This is a genomic window from Kytococcus sedentarius (genome assembly GCF_041937525.1).
GTDB lineage: Bacteria > Actinomycetota > Actinomycetes > Actinomycetales > Dermatophilaceae > Kytococcus > Kytococcus sedentarius_A.
In genome coordinates this window covers 2,534,846-2,550,321 of sequence record NZ_CP169391.1, presented here as the reverse complement: position 1 = coordinate 2,550,321, position 15,476 = coordinate 2,534,846, and the positions used below count along the sequence as shown (strand labels likewise).

13 protein-coding genes and 1 tRNA gene are annotated in these 15,476 nt (G+C 71.9%); 3 read left to right on the top strand and 11 right to left on the bottom strand.

What is annotated here, in order from left to right:
- Window positions 1-347: 347 nt before the first annotated feature.
- The 9 genes from ACEY2A_RS12050 to ACEY2A_RS12010 form a co-directional block, all read right to left on the bottom strand.
- A complete protein-coding gene (locus tag ACEY2A_RS12050; protein ID WP_374928818.1) occupies window positions 348-983 on the bottom strand; it encodes a hypothetical protein in 636 nt (211 codons plus the stop codon).
- Window positions 980-3,670: a DEAD/DEAH box helicase gene (locus ACEY2A_RS12045; RefSeq protein WP_374928817.1), complete on the bottom strand. Its 2,691-nt coding sequence runs from the start codon at window positions 3,668-3,670 to the stop codon at window positions 980-982. Before ACEY2A_RS12045 ends, ACEY2A_RS12050 begins: the two co-directional genes overlap by 4 nt.
- Window positions 3,671-3,699: 29 nt before the next feature.
- Complete coding sequence (locus ACEY2A_RS12040; protein ID WP_374928816.1) at window positions 3,700-4,335, bottom strand: cysteine hydrolase family protein; 636 nt, start codon at window positions 4,333-4,335, stop codon at window positions 3,700-3,702.
- The gene (locus ACEY2A_RS12035) at window positions 4,332-5,783 is read right to left on the bottom strand and encodes a purine-cytosine permease family protein (protein ID WP_374928815.1); all 1,452 of its coding nucleotides are present in this window, start codon (window positions 5,781-5,783) and stop codon (window positions 4,332-4,334) included. The genes ACEY2A_RS12040 and ACEY2A_RS12035 overlap by 4 nt, the downstream gene beginning before the upstream one ends.
- Window positions 5,784-5,796: 13 nt before the next feature.
- Window positions 5,797-6,507, bottom strand: a complete 711-nt coding sequence (locus ACEY2A_RS12030; protein WP_374928814.1) for a hypothetical protein — start codon at window positions 6,505-6,507, stop codon at window positions 5,797-5,799.
- A 5-nt stretch (window positions 6,508-6,512) separates the two neighbouring features.
- Window positions 6,513-7,436: an ABC transporter ATP-binding protein gene (locus tag ACEY2A_RS12025; RefSeq protein ID WP_374928813.1), complete on the bottom strand. Its 924-nt coding sequence runs from the start codon at window positions 7,434-7,436 to the stop codon at window positions 6,513-6,515.
- Window positions 7,436-8,368, bottom strand: coding sequence for an ABC transporter permease subunit (locus tag ACEY2A_RS12020; protein WP_374928812.1), 933 nt, complete (start codon window positions 8,366-8,368; stop codon window positions 7,436-7,438). The genes ACEY2A_RS12025 and ACEY2A_RS12020 overlap by 1 nt, the downstream gene beginning before the upstream one ends.
- The gene (locus tag ACEY2A_RS12015; RefSeq protein WP_374928811.1) at window positions 8,365-9,300 is read right to left on the bottom strand and encodes an ABC transporter ATP-binding protein; all 936 of its coding nucleotides are present in this window, start codon (window positions 9,298-9,300) and stop codon (window positions 8,365-8,367) included. The genes ACEY2A_RS12020 and ACEY2A_RS12015 overlap by 4 nt, the downstream gene beginning before the upstream one ends.
- Window positions 9,301-9,403: 103 nt before the next feature.
- Entirely contained in the window at window positions 9,404-11,545 is a 2,142-nt protein-coding gene (locus ACEY2A_RS12010; protein ID WP_374928810.1) for a RecQ family ATP-dependent DNA helicase, read from the bottom strand.
- A 105-nt stretch (window positions 11,546-11,650) separates the two neighbouring features.
- Here ACEY2A_RS12010 and ACEY2A_RS12005 point away from each other — a divergent pair.
- Both ACEY2A_RS12005 and ACEY2A_RS12000 read left to right on the top strand, forming a co-directional pair.
- Window positions 11,651-11,727 (top strand) — tRNA-Lys (locus tag ACEY2A_RS12005).
- A 25-nt stretch (window positions 11,728-11,752) separates the two neighbouring features.
- On the top strand, window positions 11,753-12,550 hold the full coding sequence (locus ACEY2A_RS12000) for a formate/nitrite transporter family protein (protein WP_374928809.1): 798 nt from the start codon (window positions 11,753-11,755) through the stop codon (window positions 12,548-12,550).
- Window positions 12,551-12,559: 9 nt separating this feature from the next.
- Here ACEY2A_RS12000 and ACEY2A_RS11995 read toward each other — a convergent pair whose 3' ends face one another.
- Complete coding sequence (locus ACEY2A_RS11995; RefSeq protein WP_374928808.1) at window positions 12,560-13,246, bottom strand: response regulator; 687 nt, start codon at window positions 13,244-13,246, stop codon at window positions 12,560-12,562.
- Between the two features lie 44 nt (window positions 13,247-13,290).
- Window positions 13,291-14,586 carry a sensor histidine kinase gene (locus ACEY2A_RS11990; protein WP_374928807.1) on the bottom strand — a complete coding sequence of 432 codons (1,296 nt, stop codon included), beginning with the start codon at window positions 14,584-14,586 and terminating at the stop codon, window positions 13,291-13,293.
- Window positions 14,587-14,765: 179 nt separating this feature from the next.
- Here ACEY2A_RS11990 and ACEY2A_RS11985 point away from each other — a divergent pair, with 179 nt between their 5' ends.
- The gene (locus tag ACEY2A_RS11985) at window positions 14,766-15,461 is read left to right on the top strand and encodes a DUF4352 domain-containing protein (protein WP_374928806.1); all 696 of its coding nucleotides are present in this window, start codon (window positions 14,766-14,768) and stop codon (window positions 15,459-15,461) included.
- Window positions 15,462-15,476 lie beyond the last annotated feature (15 nt).

The window sequence follows — 15,476 nt, the reverse complement described above, 5'->3', positions numbered from 1 at the left end:
TCCGCTGCGAGTGGTGCTGCAGACCGCGGCCCTGCTCGGCCGCATGCCCCACCGTAGGTCCCGCGAATCGGACTTCAGACCACTTTGGGTGAACGCGGGGTGAACACTTGGGGAAGGTCTCGTGCATCGCGTGACGTGAGCAACAAATCCGCGGTATTCCGCGGGTGCTGAAGGCCCCGGCAGAGTCCCGGGCCCCGACTCCCGCCGGGCACAGGAGAGCGCACCGACCCGTGGAGCGCCTCTCGGCGTGCGGCCGCTCGTGGCGGCGAAGGGTGGAGCCCGGGGCCACCGACGGGTCGGTGCGCTCGGTCGTCAACGGTACGCCCCGGCAGGGCATTCCCGCACGCTCAGACGAGCTGCCCCTGCCTCCAGAGAGTGGCCCCGGCCGAGAGGTCGACCGCCGTGTCCAGCAGCGCCAGGCCACGGCGGGCGGCGCGCGCCTGCTCTCCGCTCCCGCCGTCCGCATCACCGGGCTCCGCGCTGTCCTGCGCACCCCGACCGGCGCTCACCACGCGACAGAACGCCGCGGCGCGGTCGAGGGCCACCGCCAGGTCCCCCGCGTACACCCCGTGCAGCACCGCATCCACCAGGTCGTGCACCTCCCGCGGCCCCGGCGGGTCGACCACACCGGCCACCGCGTGCGACACCTCGGCCGCCAGCACCCCCTCCCGGTACTCCCGTGCCGCCTCCTCCGGGCGGGAGGCCACCCACTGGCGCAAGGCGTACAGGCGCCACAGCACCCCCGGCAGCGAGCGCGCCGGTCGATCGGCCCACAGCAGGGCGAGCGCATCCAGGCCCAGATCGTCCACGAGCTCCACCAGGCGCCGCGTGACCTCCGGGTCGTCTGCGGCCCTCCCCCGGTGCACCAGGACCTGCGCGGTGGTGTGGCTGAGCTCCACCTCATCGGCCGGGTCGTTCCCACCCACCTGCTGGTCCAGCTGCCAGCCGGTGCGGAAGGCCGGGCGGCGCGGGCGCTCGCTCACAGCGCGCCCCCGGCGGGCCCCATCGCGACCGCGCGCACGACGGCCTCGCCGAGCTCGTCACTCGCGTCCAGGTCGACCACCGCGGTGATGCGCCAGTCGTGGTCGCCGCGGGCGTCCTCGATCACCTGCTGCACCACCCAGGCGCGCTCCCCGGTCAGCACCCCTTCGGGCAGCGCGTCGAGCGTGGCCTCATCGGGCTCGGTGTCCACCTGGAACAGCGCCGCCGCCCGGGCCGTGGGACCGATGCCCACGTCCTCGTACTCGTCGTAGTAACCAGCGAGCGCCTCGTCCCAGGCGGCGGCGTCCATGACCACCCGCGCCGGCGGCTCCGAGAGCTGCGCCACGGCCTCCTCCAGCTCGCCCAGCTGGGCGTACCGGTCGTAGGCCACCAGCTCCACCCGCCGGAACATGGCGGTGCGCACCATCACCCGAAAGGCCTTCTCGTTGGCGGTCACCCCCACCGCGCCGTGGGCCGGGCGCACCTCGGCGGCCTCACGGTCCGGCACCTCTCCCCCGGCCAGCAGGGTCCACTCGTCCACCAGTGAGGAGTCGGTCTGCCGCACCACCTCGCCGAGCCACTCGATGATCTCCTCCACCGCCTCGGTGCGGGCGTGCTCGGGCACCGTGTGCCGCAGGGTGCGCCAGGCGTCCGAGAGGTAGCGCAGCAGCACCCCCTCGGCCCGGGCGAGATCGTAGAAGCGCACGTACTCGCCGAACGAGGCGCCCTTCTCGAACATGTCGCGCACCACGGCCTTGGGCGAGAGCTCCTCGAACGCGACCCACGGGTGGGACTGGCGGTAGATCTCCAGGGTGCCGTCGAGCAGCTCCTCCAGCGGCTTGGGCCAGGTGATCTCCTCCAGCCGGTTCATCCGCTCGGTGTACTCGATGCCGTCGGCCTTCATCTCCGCGACCGCCTCACCGCGGGCCTTGAACTGCTGCTGCACCAGGACCGGGCGCGGGTCGTCCAGCACCGACTCGATGACGCTGACGACGTCCAGGGCGTGCGTGGGCGCGTCGGGGTCGAGCACCTCCATGGCGGCCACGGCGAAGGGCGCCAGCGGCTGGTTCAGGGCGAAGTCGTCGGCCACCCCCTCGGCCAGCCGGATGGAGGTGGCGCCGGTGTGCTCGTCGCGCACCTGGGTGACCACACCCGCATCGCGCAGGCCGCGGTAGAGCTCGATGCTGCGACGCGCAAGCTTGCGCCGCGCCGCGGGGGTCTCGTGGTTGTCACCCACCAGCCGCCGCATGGTCCGCCAGGCCTCGCCGGGCGCCCCCGGGCGCTGGATGACGTTCAGCAGCGTGCCGTGCGTGACGCGCATGCGGCTGGCGAGCGGCTCGGGCTGGGCGCCGACCAGCTTGGTGAAGGTCTCCTCGGTCCAGCTGACGAAACCCTCCGGCGGCTGCTTCCTGACCAGCTTGCGGCGCTTCTTCGGGTCGTCGCCCGCCTTCTCCTCGGCGCGCAGGTTCTCGATGACGTGTGGCGGCGCCTGGGCGACCACGTGGCCGGAGGTGTCGAAGCCCGCGCGCCCGGCACGGCCGGCGATCTGGTGGAACTCGCGGGCCTTGAGGATGCGCATGCGGGTGCCGTCGAACTTGGCCAGCCCGGTGAACAGCACCGTGCGGATGGGGACGTTGATGCCCACGCCCAGGGTGTCGGTGCCGGCGATGACCTGCAGCAGCCCGGCCTGCGCCAGCTGCTCCACCAGGCGGCGGTAGCGCGGCAGCATGCCGGCGTGGTGCACCCCGATGCCCTGCCGCAGCAAGGTCTTGAGCGTCTTGCCGAAACCCGCGGAGAAGCGCACGTCGGCCAATCGCTCGGACAGGCGGTCCTTCTGCTCGCGGGTGAGCTTGACGGTGCCGCTCAGTGCCAGCGCACCCTCCACCGCCTGCTTCTGCGAGAAGTGCACCACGTAGACGGGTGCCTGGTGGGTGGTGAGCAGCTCCTCGAGCGTCTCCTCCAGCGGGGTGGTGCGCCACTCGAAGCTCAGCGGCACCGGGCGCTCGGCGGTGGCCACCACGGCGGTGGGCCGGCCGGTGCGGCGCGTGAGGTCCTCCTGGAAGGCCGAGACGTCCCCCAGGGTGGCGCTCATGAGCAGGAACTGGGCCTGCGGCAGCTCCAGCAGGGGCACCTGCCAGGCCCAGCCGCGGTCCGGCTCGGAGTAGAAGTGGAACTCGTCCATGACCACCAGGCCCACGTCCGCGTCCGCCCCCTCCCGCAGGGCGAGGTTGGCCAGGATCTCCGCGGTGCAGGCGATGATGGGCGCGTCGGGGTTCACGGCGGCGTCGCCGGTCATCATGCCGACGTTCTCGGCCCCGAAGACGTCCACCAGGGCGAAGAACTTCTCGCTCACCAAGGCCTTCAGCGGCGCGGTGTAGAACGACACCTTGTCCTGGGTGAGGGCCACGAAGTGACCGGCCACGCCCACCAGCGACTTCCCCGAGCCGGTGGGGGTGGCCAGGATGACGTTGCTGCCGGCCGCGAGCTCCAGGGCCGCCTCGTCCTGGTGCGGGTAGAGCGTGGTGCCGGAGTCGGTGGCCCACTGCACGAAGGCCTCGTGCACGTCCGTCCCGTCCGGTGACGTGCTCGCCGGCAGCCGGTCGATGAGGGGGCGCACCGGCCGGGGGGCGGGTGCGGCATCGGTCGTCACGGCATCGGGGGCAGCGTCAGGAGCAGCATCGGAGGTCATTGCCACCCATCATCCCACCGGCACCGGCGTCAGCGGCCGGACAGCACCTCACCGGAGGTCACCTGCGTGATCTGCGGGGCGAAGAGCGCCATCTGCTGCAGCGCCAGCTCGTGGTTCGCGGGCGTGGAGCCCGCGCACGCGTCGGTGACCACCTCCACGAACGCGCCGTCGTCCGCGGCGGGCAGGGCGGTGGCGATGACGCAGCAGTCCGTGGCCACGCCGGCCAGCCGCAGGTGCGGGGTCTCCCCCACCACGGCCTGCAGCATGTCGTGCCACTTGCCGAAGGTCGGCTCGGTGACCACCAGGGCGTCCACGTCCGCCAGCTCCGGCACCAGGGCGTAGAGCGGGTCGGCGTCCGGCACCTGCGCGAAAGGCCACTCGCGGTAGTAGGGCACCCACGAGCCGGTGGGCTCCTCATCGGCCACGAAGCGCGTGATGACCACGCGCCCGGGGTGGGCGTCCACCAGGCGGCGGATGGTCGGGACCACCTCCGCGAACATCGCCGAACCCCACTCGCTGGCCTCGGGGCTGGCGAAGATGGCCTGTGGGTCGATCACCACCAGCCACGGCTCGGGCGCCACCCCCATCGCTGCGGCCCCGTCGTCGAAGGCGCGCTCGTCGGCCTGCGCGTCGGTGGGCTCGGGGGTCACGTCGTCGGTGCTCACTGGGTGGCCTCCTGCTTCCGCACGCGCGGGGTGCCGATGAGCAGGTAGCCCACGAAGCCCAGCACGAGCGCCACCAGCACACCCAGGTTGGACCACGCCCAGGCACCCTCCTTGCCGCCCAGGCCCAGCGGCTCCAGCAGGTAGCCCTGCCAGGCCAGCCACTCGGCGTAGGAGTTGGTGACCAGGCCCCAGCCCACCACCGAGGCGACGAGCATGAGCAGCACCGGCCCCCACGCCACCGCGCCGTAACGGCCCCGAGGGTCGAACAACGCGGCCTCGTCGTAGTCCTTGCGGCGCACCAGGATGTCGGCGATGAGGATGCCCGCCCAGGCAGCGATGGGCACACCCAGCGTGATGAGGAAGCCCTGGAAGGGGCCGAAGAAGTCCTGGGCCACGAACACCACGTACAGGGTGCCGGCCGTGAGGATCAGGCCGTCGAGGCCGGCCGCCGCCGGACGCGGGATCCTGACGCCCAGGCTGAGGAGGGTGAGCCCGGAGGAGTAGATGCCCAGCACCGCGCCGCTGACCAGGCTGAGCACCGCGGCCACCAGGAAGGGCACGAGGAACCAGGTGGGCAGGGCCGCGGCCAGCGCCCCGATGGGGTCGACGGCGATGGCGGCGCGCAGGCCCTCGTCCGATCCCGCCAGCAGCAGACCGAAGACCACCAGGACCGCCGGCGCCAACGCACCGCCGAGGGTGTTCCACAGCACCACCTGGCCGCCCGGCGTGGACCGGGGCAGGTAGCGCGACCAGTCGCTGGCGATGTTGATCCACCCCAGGCCGAAGCCGGTCATGGTCATGATGAACGCGCCGATCATGGCCTGCGAGCTGCCGTCCCCGATGGACTGGACGGCCGTGAAGTCCACCTCGTCGATGGTGAGCACGATGTAGAGCAGGGTGATGGCGCCGGTGAGCCAGGTGAGGACGGACTGCAGCCGCATGATCACGCGGTAGCCCAACACGGCCGCCGCGATGATGAGGGCGGAGACCACCACGGCCGCCGCGATCTTGGTGGCGGTGCCGCCACCCCATCCGAGGCGCTCGGCGATGGTGGCCGTGGCCAGGGTGGCGAGGATGGCCAGCACCGTCTCCCAGCCGATGGACAGCAGCCAGGAGACGACCCCCGGCAGCTTGTTGCCCTGCACGCCGAAGGGCGCCCGGGAGAGGGCCATGGTGGGCGCCGAGCCCCGCTTGCCCGCGAGCGCCACCACGCCACAGAGCAGGAAGCTGACCACCACACCCAGCACGCCCACCAGCAGGGCCTGCCGGAAGCTGATGCCGAAGTCCAGGATCCACGTGCCGTAGGACAGGCCGAAGACCGAGATGTTGGCGGCGAACCAGGGCCAGAAGAGGTCCGAGGGCTTGCCGGTGCGCTCGGACTCGGCCACCACCTCGAAGCCGGTGGTCTCCACCAGCGAGGACTCAGCCGGTGGCATGGGTGTGCTCATGCCCCGAAGGGTGTCACGAAGTCTTCGCCAGACGCATCCGCGACAGGGCCCACCACGCGAGCAGGAAGCCACCGGCCACCGCGATGCCCAGCACCATCACCCCGCCGGTGGCGCTGAGGTCCGTGAGGTCCACCATCGCCCGGGCGTCGCGGGCCTTCTCGGCCACGGCGAGTGCCCCGTGGTGGAGGCTCAGGAAACGGGCGCGCGGCGCCAGGCCGATCAGCATCCCCTCCCACAGCACCAGGTAGAGGGCGCCGATGATGACGGCGTGCTTCACCCAGGTGCTCAGGGCGGTGAACACCGCGCCGTAGGCCACGCCCGAGACCGCCCCGGCCAGCACCCAGCCGGCCAGCTCGTCGGAGCCCATGATGGCGGCCATCCCCCCTGTGGTCAGCGCTCCGAGCACCGCGGCGACACCGCAGATGACGAGCATCTTCTGGGCCAGGATCGACCCACGTGACGTGGGGGTGGCCAGGATGTGCAGCACCGAGGAGTCGTCCACCTCGTTGCCGATGCCGTTGACCGCCACCAGCAGCGCCGTCAGGGGCACGATGACCCCGGTGGCGAGGTCGCGGACGATCTGGTCGGCCATCACCTCATCGACACCGCCGGCGGCGACACGGAGCAGGAGCGCCAGCGCCAGCCCACCCAGCGGCAGCGCGATGAGCAGGGCGGGGCGCCACCCGCGGGACAGGGCGCGCCAGGTCATGGTGGCGATCGTCATGGCGGTCACCGTCCTTCCACGAGGTAGCCGAAGACGCTCTCGAGCGACTCGTCGGTGGGGCGCACGCTGTGCAGGGCGATGCCGTGGCGCCGGGCCACCTGCGGCAGCAGGTGGGAGAAGGCCTCGAAGTCGGTGACCTGCACCTGCACGTGGTCCTGCAGCCCCTGGGCCAGGGCCACGGACGCAGCCCCTTCGTCGGCGATGAGCGCCGAGGCGAGCAGGCGGTCGTCGGACGAAACGATCTCGTACTGGTGGGGGCGATTGGTCATCAGCCGGCGCAGGCTGCGGAAGTCGCCCGAGGCCAGATGGCGGCCCGCCAGCATCACCTCGATGGTGCCCGCCAGCTGCTGCACCTCCTCCAGGATGTGACTGCTCACCAGGACGGTGGCGCCGCGCTCGGCGTACTCGTGGAGGGTGCCCATCAGGCGCACCCGCTGCCCGGGGTCCATGCCGTTGAAGGGCTCGTCCAGCAGCAGCACCTCCGGCTCGTGCACCAGGGCCGAGGCCATCTTGATGCGCTGCCGCATGCCCTTGGAGTACTTGCCGATGCGCCGGTCCGCCGCGTCCTCGAGATCCACCACCTGCAGTGCGCGGGCGACAGCGGCCCGGGTGTCGGGCAGCTTGTGCAGACGTGCGACGGCGGTGACGAACTCCCGGCCGGTCAGCTCGTCGTACATGGACTCCGTCTCCGGCATCATGCCGAGGCGGGCATAGATCGACGGGTTGCCGCGCACGGGCTGTCCGTCGAGCGTGATCGACCCGGCCGAGGTGGTCTCGAAGCCGGCGATCATCGCCATCAGGGTGGACTTGCCTGCGCCGTTCGGGCCCAGCAGGCCGGTGATGCCCGGCGTGAGGTCGAACGTGACGTCGTTGACCGCCACCACGTTGCCGAACCAGCGCGATGCACCCTGGATGCTGACCGTTGCCATCAGTTGACCCTCCGGTAGCGGCGCATGAGGGCCACCAGACCCAGTGCGCACCCGACGACGATGAGCAGCAGGAACCCGGCGGCGGTCGCGTCGTCGAGCGCGGCCGTGAGCTCGTGGTTGCCCGTGGCCCACTTCACGACCCGCTCCACCGCGGTGCTGGGACTGAGCGCCGGGGTCCAGCGCGCGAGCATCCCGAGCTGGTTGCCGGTGGCGCGCAGGGACTCGGTGACGGCCACCACCACGGAGCTGAGCACCAGCAGCACCCCGAGGACCACTGCCGTGGCCACACCCCGCTTGGGAGTGAGAGCAGCGATGAGGCCCGAGATCACTCCCACACAGGTGCTCACTCCCAGCGCGCCCAGGGCGCCGACGGCGGCAGCCCCCCAGACCGTGCCGGGCGACCCCCCGGCGAGCCACCACCCCAACGTGCCGATGAGGATGCCGATGGCCTGCAGGGTGAACAGCGCCAACACCAGCGCGGCCAGACGGGCAAGGACGTAGTCGCGGCGGCTGAGTGGGCGCGAGAGGTAGTGCACGATCGCGCGCGAGCGCAGGTCGGCCGAGAAGACGACCGGCGCGGCGACCGCCGCGAACAGCACCACCAGTGTGTAGAAGGCGTACGGGACGCGCGCGGGGTGGAAGACCGGCTCGGCCCCCTCGAAGGGGATCAGGATCATGATGGCCGCAGCGATCAGCATCGGGGCGGACAGCAGGCCCACGCACACCCAGGGCATCACCTTGCCCTTCCAGGTGCGCCCCACGCCGAAGCACGAGGCGTACCCCTGGCGCACCAGGTAGCCCAGCACCCCGCCCCGACTCGACCGGGCACCGTCATAACCGCGGTAGCCCAGGTCGTGGATGACCGACCGCTGGGCCTCCCCGGCCGCGGTCGCTCCGGCCGCCGTGGCGTCCGGCCGCTCGGTGGCGCTCATGCTGCCTCCTCGGTGTGCTGGTCCTCACCGAGGAAGAGCTCGGAGAGCTGGTGCCGGGAGCCCGTCATGCGGGACAGGCCCCACCCGTTGGCGGCGCAGAGCTCCACGACGGCCGCGCGTGCCGCGTCCGAGGCCTCGGGGATGATGACCATCCCGCCGCTGCGCCCGGCCTCGATGCCCTGACAGTGCAGGGCGGCGATGAGCTGCGGTGCGGGGGACTCGTCGCCGGCACCGATGACCTCCACCTCGAGGGCGCCGGTGTCGGCCGTGAGTTCCGAGATGGAGGAGGAGGTGACCAGCCGCCCCCCGTCCAGGACCACCACGTGGTCACAGATGCGCTCCAGCTCACCCAGCAGGTGCGAGGTGACCAGGACGGAGATGCCGAACTCGTGGCCGATGCGCTGGATGAGCTCCAACATCTCGTCGCGGCCCGCCGGGTCGAGCCCGTTGGTGGGCTCGTCGAGCATGATCAGGTCCGGGTCGTGCACCAGGGCCTGGGCCAGCTTGGCGCGCTGCTTCATGCCGGTGGAGTAGGTGCCCACCGGGCGGTGGCGGGCCTCATCCAGACCCACGTGCCGCAGCACGTCGGACGCCCGCTCCCGGGCGATGTCGCGCGGGAGGCCGGAGACGCGACCGAAGTGCATGATCGACTGTGCCGCACTGACGTCCGGGGGCATGCAGTCGTACTCGGGCATGAAGCCGACCCTGGCCCTCGCCTCCAGCGGGTTGCGGGTGGCGTCGATGCCGAAGATGGCGGCCGTCCCGGAGGTGGGCGGCTCCAGCCCCAGGAGCATGCGAATGAGGGTCGACTTGCCCGCACCGTTGTGCCCCACCACCCCGGTGATTCCCTCTCCCACCGAAAGACTCAGGTCGTTCACCGCGGTGAAGTTCCCGAACCTCTTCGTGAGCCCTTGAGTGCTCCACACGTCCATGGGGCCACCGTAGGAAGCCGCAGGCCCCGGCGGCCTCATCCCGTGGTCCGAGGACCGGCCCGTGAACCGCCCCCCAGGGGGTGCGTTCCGCCGGCGGTGCGCATCAGCCCTCCACGGCGAGCGCCAGCGGCAGCACACCCGGCGCCCCCGCCCGGCGCAGGGCACGGCCGGCCACGGTCAGGCTCCACCGGGAGTCCACCAGGTCGTCGACCAGCAGGACCGGGCCCGTTGCGGCCCGCACGGCGCCGGCCAGGTCCGGCCCCACGGCCAGCCGGTCCCAGACCCCGGCCAGCCGGAAGGCGCTGTTTCCGCCCGGCTCCCCCACCGGTCCGCCGTCCACCAGGTCGAGCGTGCCCAGCAGGGGCAGGCGCCCGATGGTGCTCAGCCGCTCGGCGAGGGAGCCCACCAGCTGGGGGCGCCGCCGGGAGGGCATGGCCACCACCCCCACGGGCCGCTCGGCCCAGTCCCACTCCGCCAGCAGGAGCACCACCGCGCGCACCAGGTCGTCATCGGCGGGGGCGTCGGCTGCCAGGACCTGCCGCAGTCGCTGGCCCCAGCCGAGGTCGCTGAGACGCGCGAGGGCCCGGCCCGGCAGGAGCTGCTCCTCGGCGGGGATGCGCCCGGAGGCCCCGACGCCGAGCCGGTTCATCCCGCTCGGCCACTGGGCCCGTGGTTCCAGCACCACCCCGGTGCCCCCGAGCTGCGCCCGAGCGCCCTCCACAGCCTCGGGCGGCACCTCGGTGGGGAACCACGTGCCCGCGCACCTGTCGCAGCGCCCACAGGGTGCAGCGGTGGGGTCGTCGAGGGTCCGCTGCAGGAACTGCATACGGCAGGTGGAGCCGCGCTGGTACTCCTCCATCAGGGCGGCCTCCCGCTGGCGCGCCTCGGCCACGCGGGTGTAGCGCTCCGCGTCGTAGGTCCACTCCTGCCCGGTGGCGGTCCACCCGCCGGGGACCTTGGAGACCGCGCCGTCCACGTCCAGCACCTTGAGCAGCAGCTCCAACCGGGTGCGCCGCACGTCCACGAGCGTCTCCAGGGCCGGGGTCGAGAGGGGCTTGCCGGCCCCTGCCAGGGCGCCGAGCACCGCATCGGCCTGCTCCTGACGCGGCATGGACACGGTGGCGAAGTAGCGCCAGATGTCCCGGTCCTCGCTGCCGGGCAGCAGCACCACGTCGGCGCGCTCGGTGGCACGACCGGCGCGTCCCACCTGCTGGTAGTAGGCCACCGGCGAGCTGGGCGCACCCAGGTGCACCACGAAACCCAGGTCCGGCTTGTCGAAGCCCATGCCCAGCGCCGAGGTGGCCACCAGGGCCTTCACCTCGTTGTCGCGCAGGGCCGTCTCCAGCCGCTCACGCTCGTCGGTGTCCGTGCGCCCGGTGTAGGCAGCCACCCGGTGACCCGCCCCGGCCAGGGCGGCGGCCACGTCCTCGGCGGCGGAGACGGTCAGGCAGTAGACGATCCCCGAACCCGGCAGCTCCCCCAGGTGCGCGGTCATCCACCCCAGGCGCTGTTCCGGGGTCAGCGGGCGGCCCTCCGGGCCGAGCAGCACCCCCAGGCGCAGTGAGTCGCGGGCCAGCCCGCCGCGGATCGTGTTCACCTCGTGGCGGTGTCCGGACGGGCCGGCCGAGAGCTGCTCCACCACGTCGTGCACCACCCGTTCGTTGGCCGTGGCCGTGGTGGCGAGCACCGGGGTGTCCGGGGGCAACTCGGCCAACAGGGTGCGGATGCGGCGGTAATCCGGGCGGAAGTCGTGCCCCCAGTCGCTGATGCAGTGCGCCTCGTCCACCACCAACAGGCCACAGCGGCGGGAGAGCTCGGGCAGCTGCTCGGCCCGGAAGCGGGGGTTGTTCAGGCGCTCGGGGCTCACCAGCAGGACGTCCACCTCATCGGCATCCAGTGCGGAGCGCACCTCGTCCCACTCGGTGGCGTTGGCCGAGTTCATGGTCACCGCCCGCACCCCGGCGCGCCCCGCGGCAGCGATCTGGTCCCGCATCAGGGCCAGCAGCGGCGAGACGATGACGGTGGGGCCGGCGCCCTCCTGCCGGCGCAGCGCCGTGGCCACGAAGTAGACCGCGGACTTGCCCCACCCGGTGCGCTGCACGACGAGCACCCGGGCACGGTCCTGCACCAGGGCCTGGACGGCCTCCAGCTGCCCCTCGCGGAAGGAGACCTCGTCGTGCCCCACCAGCCGGCGAAGGGCGGCCAGGGCTCGGTCGGGGAGGGTCACGGCATCGGTCGTGGTCATGGGAGCAGCCTCTCAACCGGCACCGACAGCACGCCCGCGCCGTCCACAGGCCGGGCAGGCGGCGACGGTTAGACTCCGCGCGAGCGGCCGCCCTGTGGACGGTCGGGGCCTCTAGCTCAATCGGTCAGAGCTGCGGACTTTTAATCCGTAGGTTGTGGGTTCGAGTCCCACGGGGCCCACCAGCTCACCACCCTCCATACTGGGGAGATGACCTCCGCCGCGAACCACCCCGAGGAGAACCGCGCCGAGGAGGAGATCCGCTCCGAATACCACGAGGTCCGTGACGAGGGTGCGGAAAGACTGCACCGGTCGTGGCGGGCACTGGTGGCGACGGGGCTGCTGGGCGGCATCGAGATCGGCCTGGGCGTGCTGGCCTACATCGCCACCCTGGACGCCACCGACAGTCACCTGCTGGCCGGCCTGGCCTTCTCCATCGGGCTCGTCGCCATCCTTCTGGCCCACAGCGAGCTCTTCACGGAGGGCTTCCTCTACCCGGTGACCGGGGTCCTGGCCGGCGAGGGGTCGGTGGGGCAGCTGCTGCGGCTCTGGGGGATCACTCTGGTGGCGAACCTTGTGGGCGGGTGGCTCGTCATGTGGCTGGTGGTGCTGGGCTTCCCGGACCTCCACGACACCCTGGTGGAATCCGCGCGGCACTTCGTGGAGGTCCCGCTCTCCGGCAAGGGCGCGGCCCTGGCCCTGCTGGGTGGCCTGGTGATCACCCTCATGACACGCATGCACGCCGGCAGCGAGAGCGACTTCGGCAAGATCGCTGCGTCCGTGGCCTGCGGTTTCCTGCTGGCCGGGCTCAGCCTCTTCCACTCGGTGCTGGACTCGATCATCATCTTCGGCGCCCAGCACACCGGCGCAGAGGGTGTGGGCTGGGGCGCGTGGTGGAACTGGTTCTGGTGGACCACCCTGCTGAACGTGGTGGGTGGCGTGGTGGGCGTGACTGCACCGCGTGCGGCCCGGGCCAGCGAGGTGCACACCGACCCGGCCGAGGACTGATCGCCCCGTTCAGCCGTCACTGGTCAGGCCTGCGCGGTCGGCCAGAACGGCCACCTGCGTGCGGTTGTCGCACTCCCACTTGCGCTGCACGTCGGCCAGCTGCGTCTTCACCGTGGCTTCGCTGACGTAGAGGCGCGCGGCGATCTGGGCATTGGTCAGTCCCTCGCCGACCAAGCCGGCCACCTGACGTTCCCGCTCGGTGAGCTGCACTGCCAGCTCCGACGCCCGCGACACCAGGGCTGCACGCGAGCCGGGGCCGACATGCCTCACCAGGGAGCGCGCGCTGACAGCGGACAGGGGGCTGTTGCCTGCCGCGGCTGCACGGACGGCCTCGATGATCTCCCGGGGGTCATCGGCCTTCAACAGGAATCCGTCGGCCCCCGCGGCGAGTGCACGCATCACCGTGTCGTCCCCCTCGAAGGTCGTCATGACGACGATGCGGGGAGGGCAGCTGATCTCCAGCATCTGGCGCGTGGCCGTGATGCCGTCGACAACGGGCATGCGCACGTCGATGAGGACCACGTCCGGCCGGTGGGCCGCCACGGCCTGGGGAACGTCAGCACCATCGTGGACGGCGTGGACCACCCTCAGGTCCTGGGTCGTGTGGAGGATGGCCGCGATGCCTGCGCAGAGCAGCTTGTCGTCGTCCACGACAAGGACCCGCGTCTCCCGCCCCTCCGTGCGCACCTCAGCCATGAGCGTCAGGGTAGGTGCCACCACCGACACCGCGCAGAACGGCCTCACCCCGGGTGAGGGGTCCTCCACGGCAGCCAGGCCCGGACGGCGAAGAGTCGTTCGCCCCGGTCGACCTCCACCGTGCCCGCGAGCAGCTCCACCCGCTCCCGCAGACCGGCCAGGCCGGAGCCGACGCCGGAGGGGGCGCCGTTGACCAGGGGGTTGCTTGCCTCGATGGTCACACCCTGGCCCGGCGAGCCCTGCACCACGAGCCGTACGACCTGCCCCGGAGCGTGCTTGCGCGCGTTCGTGAGCAGCTCCTGCACGATCCGGTAGACCGCCCGGGCCAGCACCGGGTCGGCCCCCTCGGCGCCGTCGAGGTAGACGGTGGCCACCACCGGGTCCCCGGCTGCGACGGCCTCGTCGATCATGGCCGGCAGGTCGGCCAGGTCCGGGGGCTCCAGGCCTTCAGGGGCCTCTCGCAGCAGGCCCACCAGGGAGCGCAGGTCGTCCATGGAGCGACTCGCGTGCTCCCGGACCAGCGCCGCGCTGCGTGAGAGCTCGTCGTCGCGCCCCTCGGTCTGCAGCTCCAGGGCGCCGGCGTGGACGGACAACAACGACAACCGGTGCCCCAGGGTGTCGTGCACCTCCCGCGCGATGCGCTCCCGCTCCACCTGCCTCCCGAGGGCCAGGCGCGTGCCGTCCCGCTCTTCCTCGAGCGCCACCGACCGGGCGCGGGCACGGGCGCCGTCGGCCCGTGAACGCACCCAGGAGGCCAGAACTCCCACCACGGTGACGAGCGTGAGGGTGAACACGACCGCGAACCACCAGGGCAGGGGGTCGCTCGTCTCCACGGCCTGCCCCTCGGTGGGGGCCGCATGGAGCAACAGTTTGAACAGGGAGCCCCGATCCGTCGACTGGGCGGAGTCCCTCCAGACGATCCACCACGTGGACACCAGCACCAGCAGGCCGATGACGGGCACGTCGCCGTCCTCCGGAGCCCCCTCCTCGTCGCCCTGGCTGTCGGGCCGGTCCGGTGCGTACACGATCGCCAGGGCCCAGGCGGCCACGGGGACGAACCACCCCAGCGGCCAGAGGAGGGAGAGCAGGACCGTCACGTATCCGACCTGCACCGGACGTCGCCGTGACCACACCAGCAGCATCGGTTGCACCGGCACCGCGAGACACCCCAGGTAGAGCCAGACCAGCCACGGCCGCACCTCTCCCCCGGCCCGCTCGAAGGCCAGCCCCATGCTCAGAAAGGTCCACAGGAGACCGACCAGTACGAGCGCGCCGACGCCAGTCCACCATGCCCACCGCATGATCCCGTGCAGCGGCGGCGCGGAGGTGTAGGTCGTCATGGGCTCAAGGTACGTCGGCCCACCGACAGGCAGATCCCCCATCCGGAGCCCCCACCGGGGCCAGGGCTGGTCCGTCCGGTCAGTGAGGAGCAGCCATTCGGGCGAGGTGCTGGTCCCCTACCGACCCGTTGCATGGGGGTACGCCGGAAACCCCGGCGAACAGACCACCAGGAGCCACCATGTTCAGTTCGAAGTCCGCCCCCGAGCCCCACGAGCGTGCGACCGCACAGGGCACTGCACCCCGTCGCCGCAACTGGTTCCGGCGTCACAAGTTCCTCACCGCGCTGCTGGCCATCGTGGCGCTCGTGGGTCTGGCGCAGCTCGGCGGCGGCAGCGAGGAAACGCCCAGCGCCGAGGACAGGGCTCCGGCCCAGCAGGAGGCAGCGTCCGGTGACCAGGACCAAGCCGGGGCAGAGGATTCCCAGAACGACGAGGCCCCCGTGGACGAGGCTGATGCAGAGCCGGCCCCGGAAGCCGCTGGGGTGGGCGACAAGGTGACGGCCGGCGACTTCGAGTACACGGTCACCAAGATCACCCCGGGCGTGAAGCAGATCGGCGACTCGACCTTCGGGGAGAAGCCCCAGGGCCAGTTCGTCCTCGTGGCGCTGACCGTGACGAACACCGGCTCCGAGGCCCAGATGTTCGACGACAGCCAGCACAAGCTCGTGGACTCCGAGGGTCGAGAGCACTCCGCCGACAGCGAGGCGGCCATCTACGTCGAGGGCAACGACTCCTTCCTGGAGGACGTCAACCCCGGGAACACCCTCAAGGGCACGGTCGTCTTCGACGTTCCGGCGGATGCCGAGCCCCAGGAGATCAAGCTCATGGGCCCCGGGTTCTGGGACCCCGCGGAGGCCGTCGTCACCGTGAAGTGAGCTCCACCCCGACCA